General features: G+C 70.2%; 13 protein-coding genes. 6 read left to right on the top strand and 7 right to left on the bottom strand.

From position 1 onward, the window contains the following. Positions 1-73: 73 nt before the first annotated feature. From lepB to FHT38_RS06635, 3 genes are all read right to left on the bottom strand, one after another. Entirely contained in the window at positions 74-775 is a 702-nt protein-coding gene (gene lepB, locus FHT38_RS06645) for a signal peptidase I (RefSeq protein WP_183490798.1), read from the bottom strand. Between the two features lie 158 nt (positions 776-933). Beyond that, entirely contained in the window at positions 934-2,478 is a 1,545-nt protein-coding gene (locus tag FHT38_RS06640; protein ID WP_183490796.1) for a hypothetical protein, read from the bottom strand. Further along, positions 2,478-4,220 (bottom strand): Hsp70 family protein, encoded by a 1,743-nt coding sequence (locus FHT38_RS06635; protein ID WP_183490794.1) that lies wholly within the window; start codon positions 4,218-4,220, stop codon positions 2,478-2,480. Before FHT38_RS06635 ends, FHT38_RS06640 begins: the two co-directional genes overlap by 1 nt. Positions 4,221-4,409: 189 nt before the next feature. Here FHT38_RS06635 and FHT38_RS06630 point away from each other — a divergent pair, with 189 nt between their 5' ends. The 3 genes from FHT38_RS06630 (at position 4,410) to FHT38_RS06620 (ending at position 8,092) form a co-directional block, all read left to right on the top strand. Further along, on the top strand, positions 4,410-4,781 hold the full coding sequence (locus tag FHT38_RS06630; RefSeq protein WP_183490792.1) for a hypothetical protein: 372 nt from the start codon (positions 4,410-4,412) through the stop codon (positions 4,779-4,781). A 108-nt stretch (positions 4,782-4,889) separates the two neighbouring features. Further along, positions 4,890-7,085 (top strand): TonB-dependent receptor, encoded by a 2,196-nt coding sequence (locus FHT38_RS06625; RefSeq protein ID WP_183490790.1) that lies wholly within the window; start codon positions 4,890-4,892, stop codon positions 7,083-7,085. Positions 7,086-7,192: 107 nt separating this feature from the next. Next, complete coding sequence (locus FHT38_RS06620; protein ID WP_183490788.1) at positions 7,193-8,092, top strand: class I SAM-dependent methyltransferase; 900 nt, start codon at positions 7,193-7,195, stop codon at positions 8,090-8,092. Positions 8,093-8,104: 12 nt separating this feature from the next. Here the strand turns inward: FHT38_RS06620 and FHT38_RS06615 are convergent, their stop codons facing one another. Both FHT38_RS06615 and FHT38_RS06610 read right to left on the bottom strand, forming a co-directional pair. Next, a complete protein-coding gene (locus FHT38_RS06615; RefSeq protein WP_183490786.1) occupies positions 8,105-9,184 on the bottom strand; it encodes a substrate-binding domain-containing protein in 1,080 nt (359 codons plus the stop codon). Between the two features lie 151 nt (positions 9,185-9,335). Further along, positions 9,336-10,385 carry an SRPBCC family protein gene (locus FHT38_RS06610; protein ID WP_183490785.1) on the bottom strand — a complete coding sequence of 350 codons (1,050 nt, stop codon included), beginning with the start codon at positions 10,383-10,385 and terminating at the stop codon, positions 9,336-9,338. 108 nt (positions 10,386-10,493) lie between these two features. On the opposite strand from FHT38_RS06610, the gene FHT38_RS06605 reads away from it, so the two are divergent. The 3 genes from FHT38_RS06605 to FHT38_RS06595 all read left to right on the top strand — a co-directional run bounded on the left by FHT38_RS06605 (position 10,494) and on the right by FHT38_RS06595 (position 12,864). Beyond that, positions 10,494-10,982: a MarR family winged helix-turn-helix transcriptional regulator gene (locus tag FHT38_RS06605; RefSeq protein ID WP_091723715.1), complete on the top strand. Its 489-nt coding sequence runs from the start codon at positions 10,494-10,496 to the stop codon at positions 10,980-10,982. Between the two features lie 159 nt (positions 10,983-11,141). Next, complete coding sequence (locus tag FHT38_RS06600) at positions 11,142-12,125, top strand: alpha/beta fold hydrolase (protein ID WP_183490783.1); 984 nt, start codon at positions 11,142-11,144, stop codon at positions 12,123-12,125. 145 nt (positions 12,126-12,270) lie between these two features. Next, positions 12,271-12,864: an N-acetyltransferase gene (locus FHT38_RS06595; protein WP_091723711.1), complete on the top strand. Its 594-nt coding sequence runs from the start codon at positions 12,271-12,273 to the stop codon at positions 12,862-12,864. 112 nt (positions 12,865-12,976) lie between these two features. Here FHT38_RS06595 and FHT38_RS06590 read toward each other — a convergent pair whose 3' ends face one another. Continuing rightward, positions 12,977-13,693 (bottom strand): ABC transporter ATP-binding protein, encoded by a 717-nt coding sequence (locus tag FHT38_RS06590; protein ID WP_147242487.1) that lies wholly within the window; start codon positions 13,691-13,693, stop codon positions 12,977-12,979. A gap of 24 nt (positions 13,694-13,717) precedes the next feature. Continuing rightward, complete coding sequence (locus FHT38_RS06585; RefSeq protein WP_091723707.1) at positions 13,718-14,509, bottom strand: ABC transporter ATP-binding protein; 792 nt, start codon at positions 14,507-14,509, stop codon at positions 13,718-13,720. Between the last annotated feature and the right edge of the window lie 6 nt (positions 14,510-14,515).

The raw sequence follows: 14,515 nt of genomic DNA, 5'->3' as shown, positions 1-14,515 counted from the left end.
GCGCGGCCTCAGAGACCCTGCGCGACACAGGTCAATGCGGACCGTGCTGCAGGGCCGTCGTGGTTGACGCGCCTCAGCGCAGCGGCGCGGCGAACCGGTCCCAGCGCGGCGCCCAGCGGCCGGTGATGTCGGCCGAGACCAGCACGCGGTGCGCCTGCCCGATGATGAGCCGGCGCGGCACGAAGCCGATGAAGCGCGAGTCCTCGCTGTTGTCGCGGTTGTCGCCCATCATGAAGAACTGGTCGGCGGGCACGACCACCGGGCCGAAGTCGCGCCGCGCGCGGACCTCCGGCAGGAACTGCACGACGCGGCGCTGGTCGCCCCATTGCTCGATCTCGCGCAGGCCGCGCACCGCCACGCCGGGCACCAGCGTCTCGTCCACTTCCTCGACCGGCGCGTAGGTCGCGGGCTGACCGTTGAGGATCAACCGGTCGCCGCGCAGCTCGACCGTGTCGCCGGGCACGGCGACGATGCGCTTGATCAGCCGGGTGCCGTCACGCGGCGAGCCGAAGGTGACCACGTCGCCGCGCCGCGGCTCGCCGGTGCGCCGCAGCGAGATGTCGGTCAGCGGCAGCTTCCAGTCGTAGGCCACGCGCTCGACGAAGACGACGTCGCCTTCGAGGATGGTCGGCCGCATCGAGCCGCTGGGCACCGGGTTCCAGTCCGCGATCGCGGTGCGGAAGAACAGGAAGCCGACCAGGAACAGCAGGAAGCCACGGTTCTCGCGCAGCAGCTCGCGCAGACGGGCGATCGGGGGATGCTTCGGGGACGACATGCGGCACGCTCCGGGTCTCGGTGGATGAGCGCCCAGTGTGGGTCGCGCCGATCGCCGCCATCGCCCGCGCTGCGGTGGATGGCGGGAAATCGCGGGCGGATGGCGGTGAGCGCGCGATCGACAGCACGCGCTCGACAGCACGCGCTCGACCGCCAGCGTCAGCGGCCGCCGGCCACGCAGGCCGGTGCCTTGTCTTCCCAGCTTTCGACCCTCGCCTCGGTGAGCTTGGGGTCGGTGGTGACCAGCGAATCCAGCTTGATCGGCGCCGGCGGGAGGCCCGCCAAGCCGTTCGGGTGCGTGGCCACCTGCCAGACATCGGTCCGGCTCAGCAGCTTGAAGGCCCAGTCGTCGGCCGACCACTCGCTCGCCAGGCTGAGCATCGACGGCGCGGCGTCGCCCCGCGTCGGCCCGGCCATCTGCGTGCAGACGGCAGCCCGGCGCACGATCGCCTCCGCCGTCGGCCCATGCCCCATCCGCAGCCAGCTGCCCTGTCGATAGAGCTCCCAGGCCGCCCGGTCGCAGGGCTCCCCGCGCGTCGCGACCAGCAGCCCATCCTCCGGGTCGAGCACCACCTCGTCCTTGCCGAAGAAATACGTCATGTCGGCGGAGCCGCCGTCACGCGAGCTGACGATCACCACCGCCAGTCGGGTCAGGCGCTTCAGGTGCTCGCGGTCCTGGCACTTGGGTGGCGGCGCCTCGTGGGCGCAGCGGTTCAGCAGCTCGACCTGCCCGATGCTCAGCGCCTTCCAGTGCGCCTGCGACGCGGCGGCGAAACGGTCGGCGCAGCTCAGCGGCTTGGGCGCGTTGGGATCCTCGCCGCGCATCCACAGCAGGGACATGACCAGGCCCGCCGTCAGCAGCGGCGCGATCAGCAGCAGGAAGGCTGGGGACCTCAACCATTGCAGCCACTCGCGCCAGGTGGTGCGCGACGGCGGCGGTGGATCGCCGAGCCGGGGCGGCGGCGCTTCCCGCGGCGCCGGCGCGGCCGGCTCGCCGACCGCCAGCGCGTGCCAGCGTCCGAGCTCGCCCGGCTGGCAGCAGATCTCGCGCACGGCGCTGTTCCAGTCGAACTCGCGATGCAGCGGTACCGCGTCGATCAGCGCCGGGCGCGGCTCCTCCGCCAGCCACAGCCAGATCGTGCGGGTGCGCTCGTCGAGCAGCAAGGCCGCGTCGATCCATCGATGCATGCCGGCTTCATCACCGCCCGCCGGCAGCAGCGGCTGGCGTTCCGACCAGCGGAAGGCCTCGATGGCGGCGAAGAGCAGCAGGCCGGAGCGGCGGCGCAGGCTGCGGCTCAACAGCGCGCCGACGACGCGGCGTTCAAACGCCTCGCGGACCGCCAGCGAGGCCAGCGCCTGCGACGCCAGCGCATTCCGCAGCAAGCCGACCGCGGCGGCCAGCGCGCGGGCGTCGACGCGCCAGAACGCCGCAAGGAAGTCCTCATAGGCGCCCCCGGCGACCCGCTCCGGATCCACCTCCAGGTCGGGTTGGGGTTGGGGTGGCTCGATCTCGTGGAACCCGCGCCCTTCGCGCAGGTGCGCGATCGCCGCCTCGTAGTGACCCCGCAAGGCCTGGAACCCTTGGGGGTCGCGCGCGCGGTCCAGGCGCTTGAGCCGGGCGGCGTAGGCGGCCTTGACGTCCGCCTCCGTGGCCCGCTCGTCCAGGCCGAGCGCGACGAAGTAGCTGGGCAGGAAGACCGGCATCAGACCCCCAGCGGCGAGTCCGCCTCGATCGCGCGCACCAGGCGCTGCAGCATCTCGCCGCCCTGCTCGATGCGACGCGGCTCCTGCGAGTCGAGGTCGAGCTCGAAGCGCGTGATCGCCGTGCCCAGCTGCTCACGGTCCTCGCGGCCGACCTGCATGAACAGGCGCTCGGCGCGGGCGACGAGCGCGCGCACCTCCATGCGCTCGCGCGGATGCAGCTTCAGCTCGGACAGCGCCTTCAGCCGCTGCGCCACCTCCTGCGGCGACAGCCGCTCGTCGGAGTTCTGGATCACCAGGCGCTGCGGCTCGCCCGCGGAGCGATCGGCCAGCATCGGCGTGGCCTCGACCTCGAGCAGGCCGTCGATGTCGTAGGTGAAGCGCACGTCGATGTGGGGCCGGTGCTCGGCGCTGAAGCGCGGCAGGTCCACGTCGAACTGGCCGAGCAGGATGTTGTCCTTCACCAGCCGCGCCTCGCCCTGGTACACGCGGACCTGGATGGACTTCTGCTGCGGATGGATGGGCGAGAACGACTCGACGCGGCTGGCCGGCACGACGGTGTTGCGCGGCAGGATCGGCGACATGAAGCCGGCCGTCAGCCGGTCGGCGCTCACCTGCCTGGCGCTCTCGATGCCCAGGGAATACGGGCAGACGTCGGTCATCACCCGCTCGGCCAGTTCCGCCGCATTGGCCTTCAGCCCGGCTTGCACCGCCGCGCCCAGCGCGACGACCTCGTCCGGGTTGATGCTGGCGTTCGGGAACTTGCCGAACATCCGCGTCACCAGCTGCCGCACCGCGTGCAGGCGCGAGCTGCCGCCGGCCAGCACGATCGCCGACAGGTCGGCGGTGCCGATGCGGGCGTCGCGGATCGCGGTCTCCACCGGCTGGCGCAGGCGCTCCAGCACGGGCTGGATCAGCCGCTCGAACTCCTCGGCGTGCAGCGTCAGGTCGACGGTGTGCGACTCGTGCTGGAACGCGATCGGCACCGCGCCGGACGGCCCCAGCGCGCGCTTGGCCGCTTCGCAGCGCGCCTTGAGCCTGGAGACGAAGCGCTCATCGCGCAGCAGCGCATCGGGCAGGCCGGCCGCGCTCATCACCCAGCGCTCGAGGCAGGCGTCCACGTCGTCGCCGCCGAGCTGGTTGTCGCCCGCCGTGGCGCGCACCTCCATCACGCCGGAGAACAGCTCGAGGATGGACACGTCGAAGGTGCCGCCGCCGAAGTCGAACACGAGGAACTGGCTGTCTTCCTGCTCGTTGAGGCCGTAGGCCAGCGCGGCGGCGGTCGGCTCGTTGAGCAGGCTGACCTCGACGAAGCCGGCGATCAGGCCGGCGTTGCGCGTCGCCGCCCGCTGCGCGTCGGAGAAGTAGGCCGGCACGGTGATCACGGCGCGGTCGACGTCCTGTCCGAAGCAGGCCCGCACGTCGGCGCGCAACGCGCGCAGCACCATCGCCGAGAGCTCCTCGGCGCGGAACTTCCGGTCGCCCAATGCGTAGCTGGTCGCCGTGCCCATGCCTCGCTTGAAGCTCGCCACCGTGCGGTCCGGATGCGATTGCAGCCGCTCGCGCGCCGCGACGCCGACCAGCACGCTGCCGTCCTCGTCCAGGCTCACCACCGACGGCGTGAGCGTCTGGCCCAGCGCGTTGGGGATCAGGTGGGAGGCGCCGTCGCGCCAGTAGGCGACCAGCGAGTGGGTGGTACCGAGGTCAATGCCGACGAGGTCGGGGACGAACGCAGAGGCGGTCATGGATCGAGGACGAGACAAGGGGGAAATCGGTGCGGGCCGTGCCGCCGTGCACGCGGTAGTCCGCGAGCGACGCGCCACACTATCCACCGGCCAGGCGACGCCCCATCGCCCTCGCGGGGGGTTGACGGGACAAGGCGACAGCGCGCGTGACGAATTGCGCGGATCGCGGCGGCCCCATAATCGCGCCCCATGCGCAAGCACCTCCTGCACTGGTTGCTCCCGCTGCTCATGCTGCTGTCGCAGCAGGGCGCGGTGTGGCACGGCATCGGTCACCTGACCGATGCGCGGGGGCATGCGCCGGCCGGCGCCACCGCCGCGACGGTCGCGCATGGCACCGACGCGCAGGACGGCCAGCCCCATGCCGACGCGGAGCCGCTGCCCGTCGACCCGCTGTGCGAAACCTGCCTGGCCTTCGACGACCTGGCCGCCTCGGCGCGCGCCGAAGCGCCCGTGTTCGCGCTCGCCGAGGCCACCCACGTCCAGACGGCGCCCGCCGAGCTCGCCCCGCGCGCGCTCCCCGCGCCGCCGCCGCGCAGCCGCGGCCCGCCCCTGGCGATCTGAATCCCCGCCTGACTGCGACGCCCGTCGCCCGCGCCTGAACGCTTTCTTGAAGCGCAGGCGGGGCGCCCGGCGCGCGCTCGACCGATTCCAGATTTCCAGAGAAACACCATGACTCAACCTCCGCTGCGCGTCCTCGCGCTGTCCCTGTCGCTCGCCTATCCGCTGCTGCTGGCCCTGCCCGCACGTGCCGACGACGCTGCCCCCGCCGCGTCTCCCATCCCCTCCTCCTCGCCCTCCTCCGCCAGCGCCGATGCGACGCCCGCCGCCGGCCAGGCGCTGCCCACGGTCCAGGTCCAGGGCGCGCGCAGTCGCCTGGATGCCGCGCGCAACGGCCTGTCGCCCGACACCGGCAGCACGATCTACAAGTTCAGCAAGGCCGACATCGGCCGCCTCCCGCAAGGCGACGACACGCCGCTGAACCAGGTTCTGCTGCAGGCCCCGGGCGTGGTGCAGGACTCTTATGGCGGCCTGCACGTGCGCGGCGACCATGCCAACCTGCAGTACCGCATCAACGGCGTCGTCATTCCGGAGGCGATCAGCGGCTTCGGCCAGACGCTGGAGACCCGCTTCGCCGACCGCATCAGCCTGCTCACCGGCGCCTTGCCGGCGCAATACGGCTACCGGACCGCCGGCATCGTCGACATCACCACCCAGGGCGTCGGCGACGACGACAAGCCCTTCGCCGGCAGCGCCGGCATCACGCTGGGCACGCAGCGCTCGCGGGAGCTCGATCTCTCGGTCCACGGCACGCAGGGCCGGCTCAGCTACGAGTTCAGCGGCTCCTTCCTCGGCAACGACCTGGGCATCGAGAACCCGACGGCCTCGCGCGACGCGCTCCACGACCGCACGCACCAAGGCAAGGCCTTCGGCCTCGTGTCCTACCTGCTGGGCGACGACAGCCGCATCACCGCCATGGCCGGCGTCACCAACAACCGGTTCCAGATTCCCAACTCGCCGGGGCAGTCGACCGCGTTCGCGCTGGACGGCACGCCGGACAAGGACTCGAGCACGCTCGACGCGCACCAGCGCGAGCGCAACCGCTTCGCCGTCGTGAGCTACCAGGCCGCGATCGGCGACACGGTCGACTACCAGGTCTCGCTCTTCCACCGCTACACCGACGTGCATTACTCGCCCGACGCCGTCGGCGACCTGCAGTACCTGGGCGTCGCGGCGGACATCCTTCGCCGCAACGAGGCCAACGGCGTGCAGGCCGACATGAGCTGGCGCCTGGACAGCGCGCACACGCTGCGCAGCGGCCTCTTCGCCCAGCGCGAGCACGCCAGCACGCGCAACGACGCGCTGGTCTTCCCCGCCGACGACGACGGCAACGCCACCAGCGCCACGCCGATCGGCATCGCCGACAGCGGCCGCCTGGGCGGCCACCTCTGGGGCGCCTACCTGCAGGACGAATGGAAGCTGGACCGCACGCTGACGCTGAACTACGGCGCGCGCTACGACCAGGTCGACACCGTCACCAAGGAACACCAGCTGAGCCCGCGCGTGGGCCTGGTCTGGGACGCCACGCCCGCGCTGCGCCTGCATGCCGGCTACGCGCGCTACTTCACGCCGCCGCCGACGGAGAAGATCGACACCACCTCGGTCAGCGCCTTCGCCGGCACGACCAACGCGTTGCCGTCGGACGCCAACACCGCGGTGCGCTCCGAGCGCTCGAACTACTACGATGCCGGCGCGGTCTGGCAGGTCACGCCCAAGCTCACCCTCGGCGTGGACGGCTACTACCGCGCGGTGCAGCACCTGCAGGACGAGGGCCAGTTCGGCAACGCGCTGATCTATTCCGCCTTCAACTACGCGCATGGCCGCATCTACGGCGTGGACCTGACGGCGAACTACAAGGAGAAGGACTGGTCCGCCTACGCCAACCTGGGCACCACGCACGCGCGGGCGAAGCAGGTCGAGACGGGCCAGTTCAACTTCGAGCAGGACGAGCTCGACTTCATCGCCAGCAACTGGGTGCACCTGGACCACGAGCAGAAGCTGAGCGCTTCGGCCGGGGTCAATGTGCGGGTCGGCGACGGTTATGCGGTCGGCGCCAGCGCGTTGTTCGGGTCGGGCCTGCGTAACGGTTTCGCCAACACCACGCACCTGCCGTCCTACACCACGGTCAATGCCGACCTCAGCAAGCGCCTGGACCTGGGCGGCGGCGGTCCGGTGGAGGCGCGGCTGTCGGTGGTGAACCTGTTCGACAAGGTCTACCAGTTGCGTGACGGCTCCGGCATCGGCGTCGGCGCGCCGCAGTACGGCCAGCGCCGCACCGTCTACGTCAGCCTGACAAAGGAGTTCTGAGCCCACGGGCCGCGCCCGCGCCGCCGGGCGCGGCCCCTGTCGCCTGGATCGGGCGAAGGTGGTTTGGCGCACGGCGAAGCGGTCGTGGTCTTGGTAGGCTGCGGTGCATGACTGCACCGCCGCCCGACCGCACCGCCGCCAGCGCGACAGCCACCGCGCCCTCCCCCCGCCCTCACGACGACATGCTGGGTGTCTCGAAGCGGGAGGCGCCGGGGCCCCTTGAAGCGAATGCCGAGCGTGAGGAGGCGATTGAGCGGAAAGGGGCCCCGGCGCCTTCCGCTGGTGCTCGGTCGCCGCAGGAGGCCTTGGAGCCGCCCCCAACCGAAGCCGACGAGCCGACGAGCGACGATCCTCCTTCCGCCGTCTGGGACCGCCGCTACGCCGCCCACCCGCTGAGTCGTCAGGAGGCGTGGCTCACTGGCTGGCAGCATCGGTTGCCGGGCGTGCGACGCGCGCTGGACATCGGCTGTGGCGATGGTTGGGAGACGGCTGCCTTGTTGGAGCTGGGCGTCGACGTCACTGGCATCGACATTTCCGCCGAGGCGCTGGCGCGTTGCCGGCGGCATTCGCCGCGGGCGCGCCACCTGCTGGCGGATGTGAGGGCGATGCCGATGCTGCGTGACGGTGAGTTTGACCTGGCCGTTGCACAGCTGTCGCTGCATTACTTCGACCGCGAGGACACCCGCCGCGCGCTGTGCGAGATTGCGCGCGTGCTGGCGCCGGAGGGCAAGCTCATTGGCTGCGTGAACGCGGAGGATGACTGGCACTACGGCGCGCCGGACGATGCCTCGAGCTGGGCGCTGACGCCGGTCGATGGTGTCGCCAAGCAGTTCTTCACTCGCGCGAAACTCGAGGAGGTGCTCACGGCCTGCTTTGAGATCGAGCACCTGGACAAGCGCACGCTGAGCCGCTACGGCAGACCGAAGTCGGTGTGGGAGTTCTTCTGCCGCCGCAAGCGTGATCACGGCGAGATGGATGCGCTGCCCTCGCCCGCGCTCGATGCATGAGCGCGTGGCCGCTCAGGGACGCGGTGAGCCCCCCGGCGCGCCGAACCACTCCAGCCGATAGGTTTCGCGGTACGACAGCGCGTCGTCAATGCCGGCCGTCGCCGACAGCCCCTGCAGCAGCGCGGTCGTCACCGCGACCGGCTGCGCGACGCGACCGCTCGGCGGCTGACCGGCGAAGCCCCGCCGCAGCTCGTCGGCCAGTTGCCAGCCTTGCAACCCGGTCGGTTCGGCGATCGTGGCGAACTGCATCGAGCGGCCCGACCGGATGCGGCTGAGCGCGGTGCGCGAGCCGTCCCCGGCCGCGATGCCGACGATGTCCGACCGCCCCATCGCGCGCAGCGGAAAACTCAGCGAATCCATGTAGACGTCGTTGATCGCCAGCACATGGGTCCAGCGCGCGCCATGGCGCTGCTGCAGCCGCGTCAGCGCCGCCGGCATCGCGCGCGAGGCGTCGGAGATCGGCATGTCCTCGACGCCAAGCACCTCGCAGCGCGCGCAGCGCTGCAGCACCTCGACCATGCGCCGCGTCTTGACGTTGGCGATCTCGAAGCGGCTGTCGCTGAAGATCACCACCCCCACGCGCGCCCGCTCGGACTGGACCACCAGCTCCACCGCCTTCTCCGCGACGGCGGCCGGTTCCGTCGTGACGTTGGCCTGCAGCAGCGGCGTGGCGCCCGGGCGGGCGGCTGCGTGCCAGCCCACCAGCATGGGCCTGGCGGCGCTGGCCTCGGTCGGCATCAGGTCCGCGATGTCGGTCTCGTTGAAGCCGCCCAGCACGATGCCCTCGGCGCTGCTGGCGACCGCGCGCTCGAAATGCGCGCGCACCTTGGCGCGTTCACCGTTGCCGTTGCTGACGGTGAGCGTCCAGCCCAGTTCGCGGCAGGCCTCCTCGAAACCGCGGAAGACGGCGGCGATGCCGCCGTTGCGGAAATCCTGCGCGATGAAGGTCACCCGGCGCGGCGCTTCCTTGCTCGCCCCCGGCGAGGCGGTCGGGCCGGACGAGGCCTGCGCCGCGGCGGCCAGTGCGAGACCGGCCACCACCGCGACCGACAGGGTGCGGCGGCGCAACCCGGCAGGGCGGCGGACGTTCATCGATAGGTCTCCTCGGGGCGCGATCTTGCTCCCGTCGGGACCGTCGCGCCATCGGGCAAGCGAGGGGGGCTGAGCGCGGTTCAAGCAAGGCCCGCTCGCCACGCCCGGACCGCGCGCCGGACCGCACCTCGGGCTGCCCCTGCGACCGCGCTCAGGCCGGGGTCTCGGCGCGGCGCTTGTAGAGCGCGAGCAAGCCGTCCACGAAGTCCCGCCCGAGGAACTCCGCCACGGCCACCGCATAACCGTTGAAGCTGGAGGTGACGCGAAAGTGGGACTCGATGTCCAGCCGCGTGCGGCCGGCCGGCAGCGGCGTCAGGGTGAAGCGTGTCTCGCCGAGGTCGAAGTAACGTCCGCCGATGACGACATGCTCGTCCATCGTGCCCGGCGGGAACGAGTCCGGTGAGAACTCGTAGCGCCACGCCAGCCGCCGTCCCTCGACGCGCTCGGTCACATGGCCGAGGAAATGCACGCCGCGCTCCCAGCGCGACACGCGGACCTCGCCGTGCGGGGTCATCTGCTGGATGCCCTCGACGGGCCGCGGCACACCGATCAGATGGATCCAGGTGCGGGGAAACTCATCGCGCCGGATGTCCCGCGCGGCGACGATCTCCGCCCAGAGACGCTCCGGCGGCGCCTCGACGACCACCGACCGGTCGATGCGCTGCCAGCGCTCCGCGGTCAAGGGGCCGTCGAACGCGGCGACCAGCAAGGGCAGGACCGCCAGCACGCCCAGTTGCAGTGTCCCCAGGCGCGTGTTGCGCAGGACCAGGTTCATCACCACGCCACCGATCGACGCCATCGCGAGAAAGAGCGGCGTCATCAGCACCACGCAGATCGCGCCCTCCAGCAGCGTCACCATCGCGCCGATCATCATCAGCGCCGTGGCCGCCCAGGGCGCGAAGGCCGCCTGTGTCCAGGTGGGCCGCGACGCGCGCATGCCGTAGATCGTGATCGCGCCCACCACCATCGGCGTCAGGTGCACGAAGCCCAGGCTCATCACGTAGCCGTCGTCCCGGGAAAGCCCCAGCCATGGCGCCCAGACCTGGACCTTCCCGAACAGCACGCGCATCAGCAGCCCGTACAACGCCCCTACCAGCACCGCCACCCAGCCACGGCGCCCCCAGGTGTGGGGATGACGCGTGATCGCATCCAGTGCTGTCGCGCCGGCGCCGGGCGCCGGCTCATTCTGTTGGTCCTGCATCGTTCATTTCCTCCCGCGGCGCATTCTGCCCAGCCGAAGCCCCTCCCTCTAACCCCGGCAAATCTTTTCGCTTGCAATTCATTCGCATGCAAAGTAAATTTCGTCTCCATGGCACGCACCACCTCCACCAAGCAGCAGACCACGACCGGCACGTCCGCCGTCTGTGTCCCGCAGCAGATCGACGAACAGCTTTGCTTCGCGATCTACTCGACGATGCTGGGGCTGAACAAGGTCTACCGCGAGCTGCTGAAGGACCTCGAGATCACCTACCCGCAATACCTCGTGATGCTGGTGCTGTGGGAGCGCGACGGCCTGACCGTCGGCGAGATCGCGGAGCGGGTCTTCCTCGACTCCCCGACGGTGACGCCGCTCCTCAAGCGCCTGGAGGCCGCCGGCCTGGTCAGCCGCGATCGTTCGCCGCAGGACGAGCGCCAGGTGCTGATCACGCTGACCCCTGCCGGCCGCGGCCTGCGCCAGCGCGCGAGCCACCTGCCCCAATGCATCGTCGATGCCTCGGACACCGAACTGGCCGAGCTCATCGACCTGCGCGACCGCCTGCTCGCCCTGCGCGAGCGGATGGCCCGCAAATCCGGCTGAAGCCGCCCTCATCTCACCCTTCTCTCACCGTCAACAACCGTCCGCATGCTCACCATTTAATTCGCACACAAACTATTAGCAAGCAATCAGACATCCACCCGATTGCCCTCCGCATCCCACCACCGCGCCTTGTCGCGATCCCCTGAAGGAGCCACCACCATGAACGCCCTCTCCACCCTCGCCCGTCAATCGCGCCGCCAGTTGCTGGCGCTCTCGACCCTGGCCATCGCCGCCGCCGGCGCGGTCGCCACGCCCGCGCTGGCCGCCGGCGCCAAGGCCGCGCCCGCGCCGGTGGCGAGCGCGCAGCCGTCCGGCAGTTTCATCACGACCAAGGACGGCGTGCAGCTCTATTACAAGGACTGGGGTCCGAAGAACGGCCAGCCCGTCGTCTTCAGCCACGGCTGGCCGCTGAACTCGGACAGCTGGGAGTCGCAGATGATCTTCCTGGCCGACCAGGGCTATCGCGTGATCGCCCATGACCGCCGTGGCCACGGCCGCTCCAGCCAGCCCTGGGACGGCAACGACATGGATCACTACGCCGACGACCTGGCCGCCGTGATCGAGACGCTGGACCTGAAGAACGCGGTGCTGGTCGGCTTCTCCACCGGCGGCGGCGAGGTCGCCCGCTACATCGGCCGCCACGGCACGGCGCGCGTGGCCAAGGCCGTACTGGTGTCGGCCGTGCCGCCGATCATGGTCAAGTCCGACAAGAACCCCAACGGCGTGCCCAAGGAGGTCTTCGACGGCATCCGCGCGGCGCAGTTGGCCAACCGCTCGCAGCTCTACAAGGACATCCCCAGCGGTCCGTTCTACGGCTTCAACCGCCCCGGCGCCAAGGTCTCGCAGGGCCTGATCGACAACTGGTGGTTCCAGGGCATGCAAGGCGGCCACAAGAACACCTATGACTCGATCAAGGCGTTCTCCGAGACCGACTTCACCGAGGACCTGAAGAAGTTCGACAAGCCCACGCTGGTCATCCATGGCGACGACGACCAGATCGTGCCGATCGACATCTCCGGCCGCGCGTCGGCCAAGCTGATCAAGGGCGCGAAGCTGATCGTCTACCCCGGCGCGCCGCATGGCCTGACCGACACGCACAAGGAGCGCGTCAACGCCGACCTGCTGGCCTTCATCCGCCAGTGATCCTCGACGCGGCGTGACCCGCCGCTGCCCTTCCCCCACCTTCGGGGGAAGGGCCACGCGGGATTTCGGCTGGCGTGACGTTTGGTACGCTCGGTGATCTTTCCGATGGACGGCGCCGCGAGGCGCCGGCTCGTGGACCTCGCCGATGCCGATCCCCCTTCCCCCCTCCTTGTCGCTGCCCCGCGTTCACGTGCTCGAACTCCAGGCCAGCGACGAGGACCTGCTGCAGCGGTTCTATGAACGGAACCCCCTCTACTTCGAGCAGGTCAACGGCGCCCCACCCCGTCCGGACGAGGCCCGCGAGGAAATCCGCGACCTTCCCCCCGAAGGATGGAGCTTCAGTGCCAAGCGCTTGCTGGGTTATGCGGACGACCAGGGCGAACTGGTCGCGATGGCCTCGCTGGTGTCCGACCTGATGGCGCCGCGGGTCTGGCTGGTGGGACTGTTCATCGTCGCCACCGAATTGCATGGCTCGCCGGCCGCGCGCGAGATCTACGCCGAACTCGAACGCTGGATGCGGCGCCGCGGCGCCGCGTGGGTGCGGCTGGGGGTGGTCGTCGGCAACGACCGCGCGGAACGTTTCTGGGAGCGCCAGGGCTTTGCCGAGGTGCGCCGGCGCGATGGCATCAGCATGGGCCAGCGCGTCAACTCGCTGCGGGTGATGGTCAAGCCGCTGGATGGCGGCCGCATTGCCGACTACCTCGAGATGGTGCCGCGCGACCGCCCGGGCGAGGCCTGAGGTGCGGCGCCGCCGACGGCGCTGACAGCGGCGCGCTGACCACCAATGAATCAGGGCCCCAGTGGGGCCCTGTGTCGTTGGCGGCGACGGGAAGGTCCCGTCGCGAGGTCGCTCACTCGCCGAGGTAGGCCGCGCGCACCTTCGGATCGTTCAACAGCGCCTTGCCGTCGCCCTTCATCGTGATCGCGCCCGACTCCATCACGTAGCCACGGGTGGCCAGTTCCAGCGCGCGGCTGGCGTTCTGCTCGACCAGCAGCACGGTCACGCCCTGCTGGTGGATGTCGTTCACGACCTCGAAGATCTTGTCGACCATGATCGGCGACAGGCCCATCGACGGCTCGTCCAGCAGCAGCAGCTTGGGGCGCGCCATCAGCGCGCGGCCCATCGCCAGCATCTGCTGCTCGCCGCCGGACATCGTGCCGGCAAGCTGCGCGCGGCGCTCCTTCAAGCGAGGGAACAGGCCGAACACTTTCTCGATGTCGGCCTGGATCTCGTTGTCGTTGCGAATGAACGCGCCCATCTGCAGGTTCTCGGTGATGGTCATGCGCGTGAACGTGCCACGACCTTCCGGCACCATCACCAGGCCCTGCTTGGCCAGGTTCCAGGCGCCCTGGCCCTTGATCGAGCGCCCCAGGAACTTGATGTCGCCCACGGCCACCGGCTGCAGCCCGGTGACCGCCTTGAGCGTGGTGGTCTTGCCTGCGCCGTTGGCGCCGATCAGCGAGACGAGCTCGCCCTCGCGCACGTCGAAGTCCACGCCCTTGACTGCCTGGATGCCGCCGTAGGCCACCTTGAGGCCCTCGACCTGGAGGAGGATGTTGTCTGCCATCTTTTCGATTTCCGTAGGTCGGGATCAGGGGGCCGCGTGCGCTTCCTGCGCCGCGTGGGCGCCGAGGTAGGCCTCGATCACCTTGGGGTTGCGCTGCACTTCCGCCGGCGTGCCGGAGGCGATGAGCTTGCCGTAGTCCAGCACCGACACGTGGTCGCACAGGCCCATCACCAGCTTCACGTCGTGCTCGATCAGCAGGATGGTGCGGCCGTCGTTGCGAATGCGGTCGATCAGCTCGCGCAGCACCACCTTCTCGGTCGCGTTCATGCCGGCGGCGGGTTCGTCCAGCGCGATCAGCTTGGGATCGGTCGCCAGCGCGCGCGCGATCTCCAGCCGGCGCTGGTCGCCGTAGGACAGCGTGCGGGCCTTGAAGTCGGCATGCCGCTCGATGCCGACATAGGCCAGCAGTTCGCGGGCGCGGGCGGTGATCTCGGCCTCTTCCTTCTTGAAGCCGGGTGTGCGGAACACGGCGCCCATCAGGCCCGAATGGGTGCGCACATGGCGGCCCACCATCACGTTCTCCAGCGCGGTCATCTCGGCGAACAGCCGGATGTTCTGGAAGGTGCGCGCGATGCCGGTCTTGGCCACCTGGTGCACGGCCTGCGGCTTGTAAGCCTGGCCGCCCAGCTCGAAGGTGCCGCCATCGGGCACGTACAGGCCGGTGATCACATTGAAGAAGGTCGTCTTGCCGGCGCCGTTGGGACCGATCAGGCCATAGACCTGGCCCTTCTTGATCTCGATGCCCACATCCGACAGCGCCTGCAGGCCGCCGAAGCGCTTGGACGCGCCGGCCACTTTCAGTACGGTTTCAGTCATTCTTTC

Origin of the sequence: Mitsuaria sp. BK041, from assembly GCF_014193085.1 — a bacterium.
GTDB lineage: Bacteria > Pseudomonadota > Gammaproteobacteria > Burkholderiales > Burkholderiaceae_C > Roseateles.
Note: the sequence above shows the minus strand (reverse complement) of the source record. Positions and strands in the feature narration are given on the sequence as shown.

Excerpts from the sequence above, each read along its gene's own strand:
- FHT38_RS06590 (WP_147242487.1), bottom strand. The coding sequence starts at position 13,693 with ATGGCAGACAACATCCTCCTCCAGGTCGAGGGCCTCAAGGTGGCCTAC.
- FHT38_RS06610 (WP_183490785.1), bottom strand. The coding sequence starts at position 10,385 with ATGCAGGACCAACAGAATGAGCCGGCGCCCGGCGCCGGCGCGACAGCA.
- FHT38_RS06630 (WP_183490792.1), top strand. The coding sequence starts at position 4,410 with ATGCGCAAGCACCTCCTGCACTGGTTGCTCCCGCTGCTCATGCTGCTG.
- FHT38_RS06595 (WP_091723711.1), top strand. The coding sequence starts at position 12,271 with ATGCCGATCCCCCTTCCCCCCTCCTTGTCGCTGCCCCGCGTTCACGTG.
- FHT38_RS06635 (WP_183490794.1), bottom strand. The coding sequence starts at position 4,220 with ATGACCGCCTCTGCGTTCGTCCCCGACCTCGTCGGCATTGACCTCGGT.
- lepB (WP_183490798.1), bottom strand. The coding sequence starts at position 775 with ATGTCGTCCCCGAAGCATCCCCCGATCGCCCGTCTGCGCGAGCTGCTG.
- FHT38_RS06600 (WP_183490783.1), top strand. The coding sequence starts at position 11,142 with ATGAACGCCCTCTCCACCCTCGCCCGTCAATCGCGCCGCCAGTTGCTG.
- FHT38_RS06620 (WP_183490788.1), top strand. The coding sequence starts at position 7,193 with ATGACTGCACCGCCGCCCGACCGCACCGCCGCCAGCGCGACAGCCACC.
- FHT38_RS06625 (WP_183490790.1), top strand. The coding sequence starts at position 4,890 with ATGACTCAACCTCCGCTGCGCGTCCTCGCGCTGTCCCTGTCGCTCGCC.
- FHT38_RS06605 (WP_091723715.1), top strand. The coding sequence starts at position 10,494 with ATGGCACGCACCACCTCCACCAAGCAGCAGACCACGACCGGCACGTCC.
- FHT38_RS06640 (WP_183490796.1), bottom strand. The coding sequence starts at position 2,478 with ATGCCGGTCTTCCTGCCCAGCTACTTCGTCGCGCTCGGCCTGGACGAG.
- FHT38_RS06585 (WP_091723707.1), bottom strand. The coding sequence starts at position 14,509 with ATGACTGAAACCGTACTGAAAGTGGCCGGCGCGTCCAAGCGCTTCGGC.
- FHT38_RS06615 (WP_183490786.1), bottom strand. The coding sequence starts at position 9,184 with ATGAACGTCCGCCGCCCTGCCGGGTTGCGCCGCCGCACCCTGTCGGTC.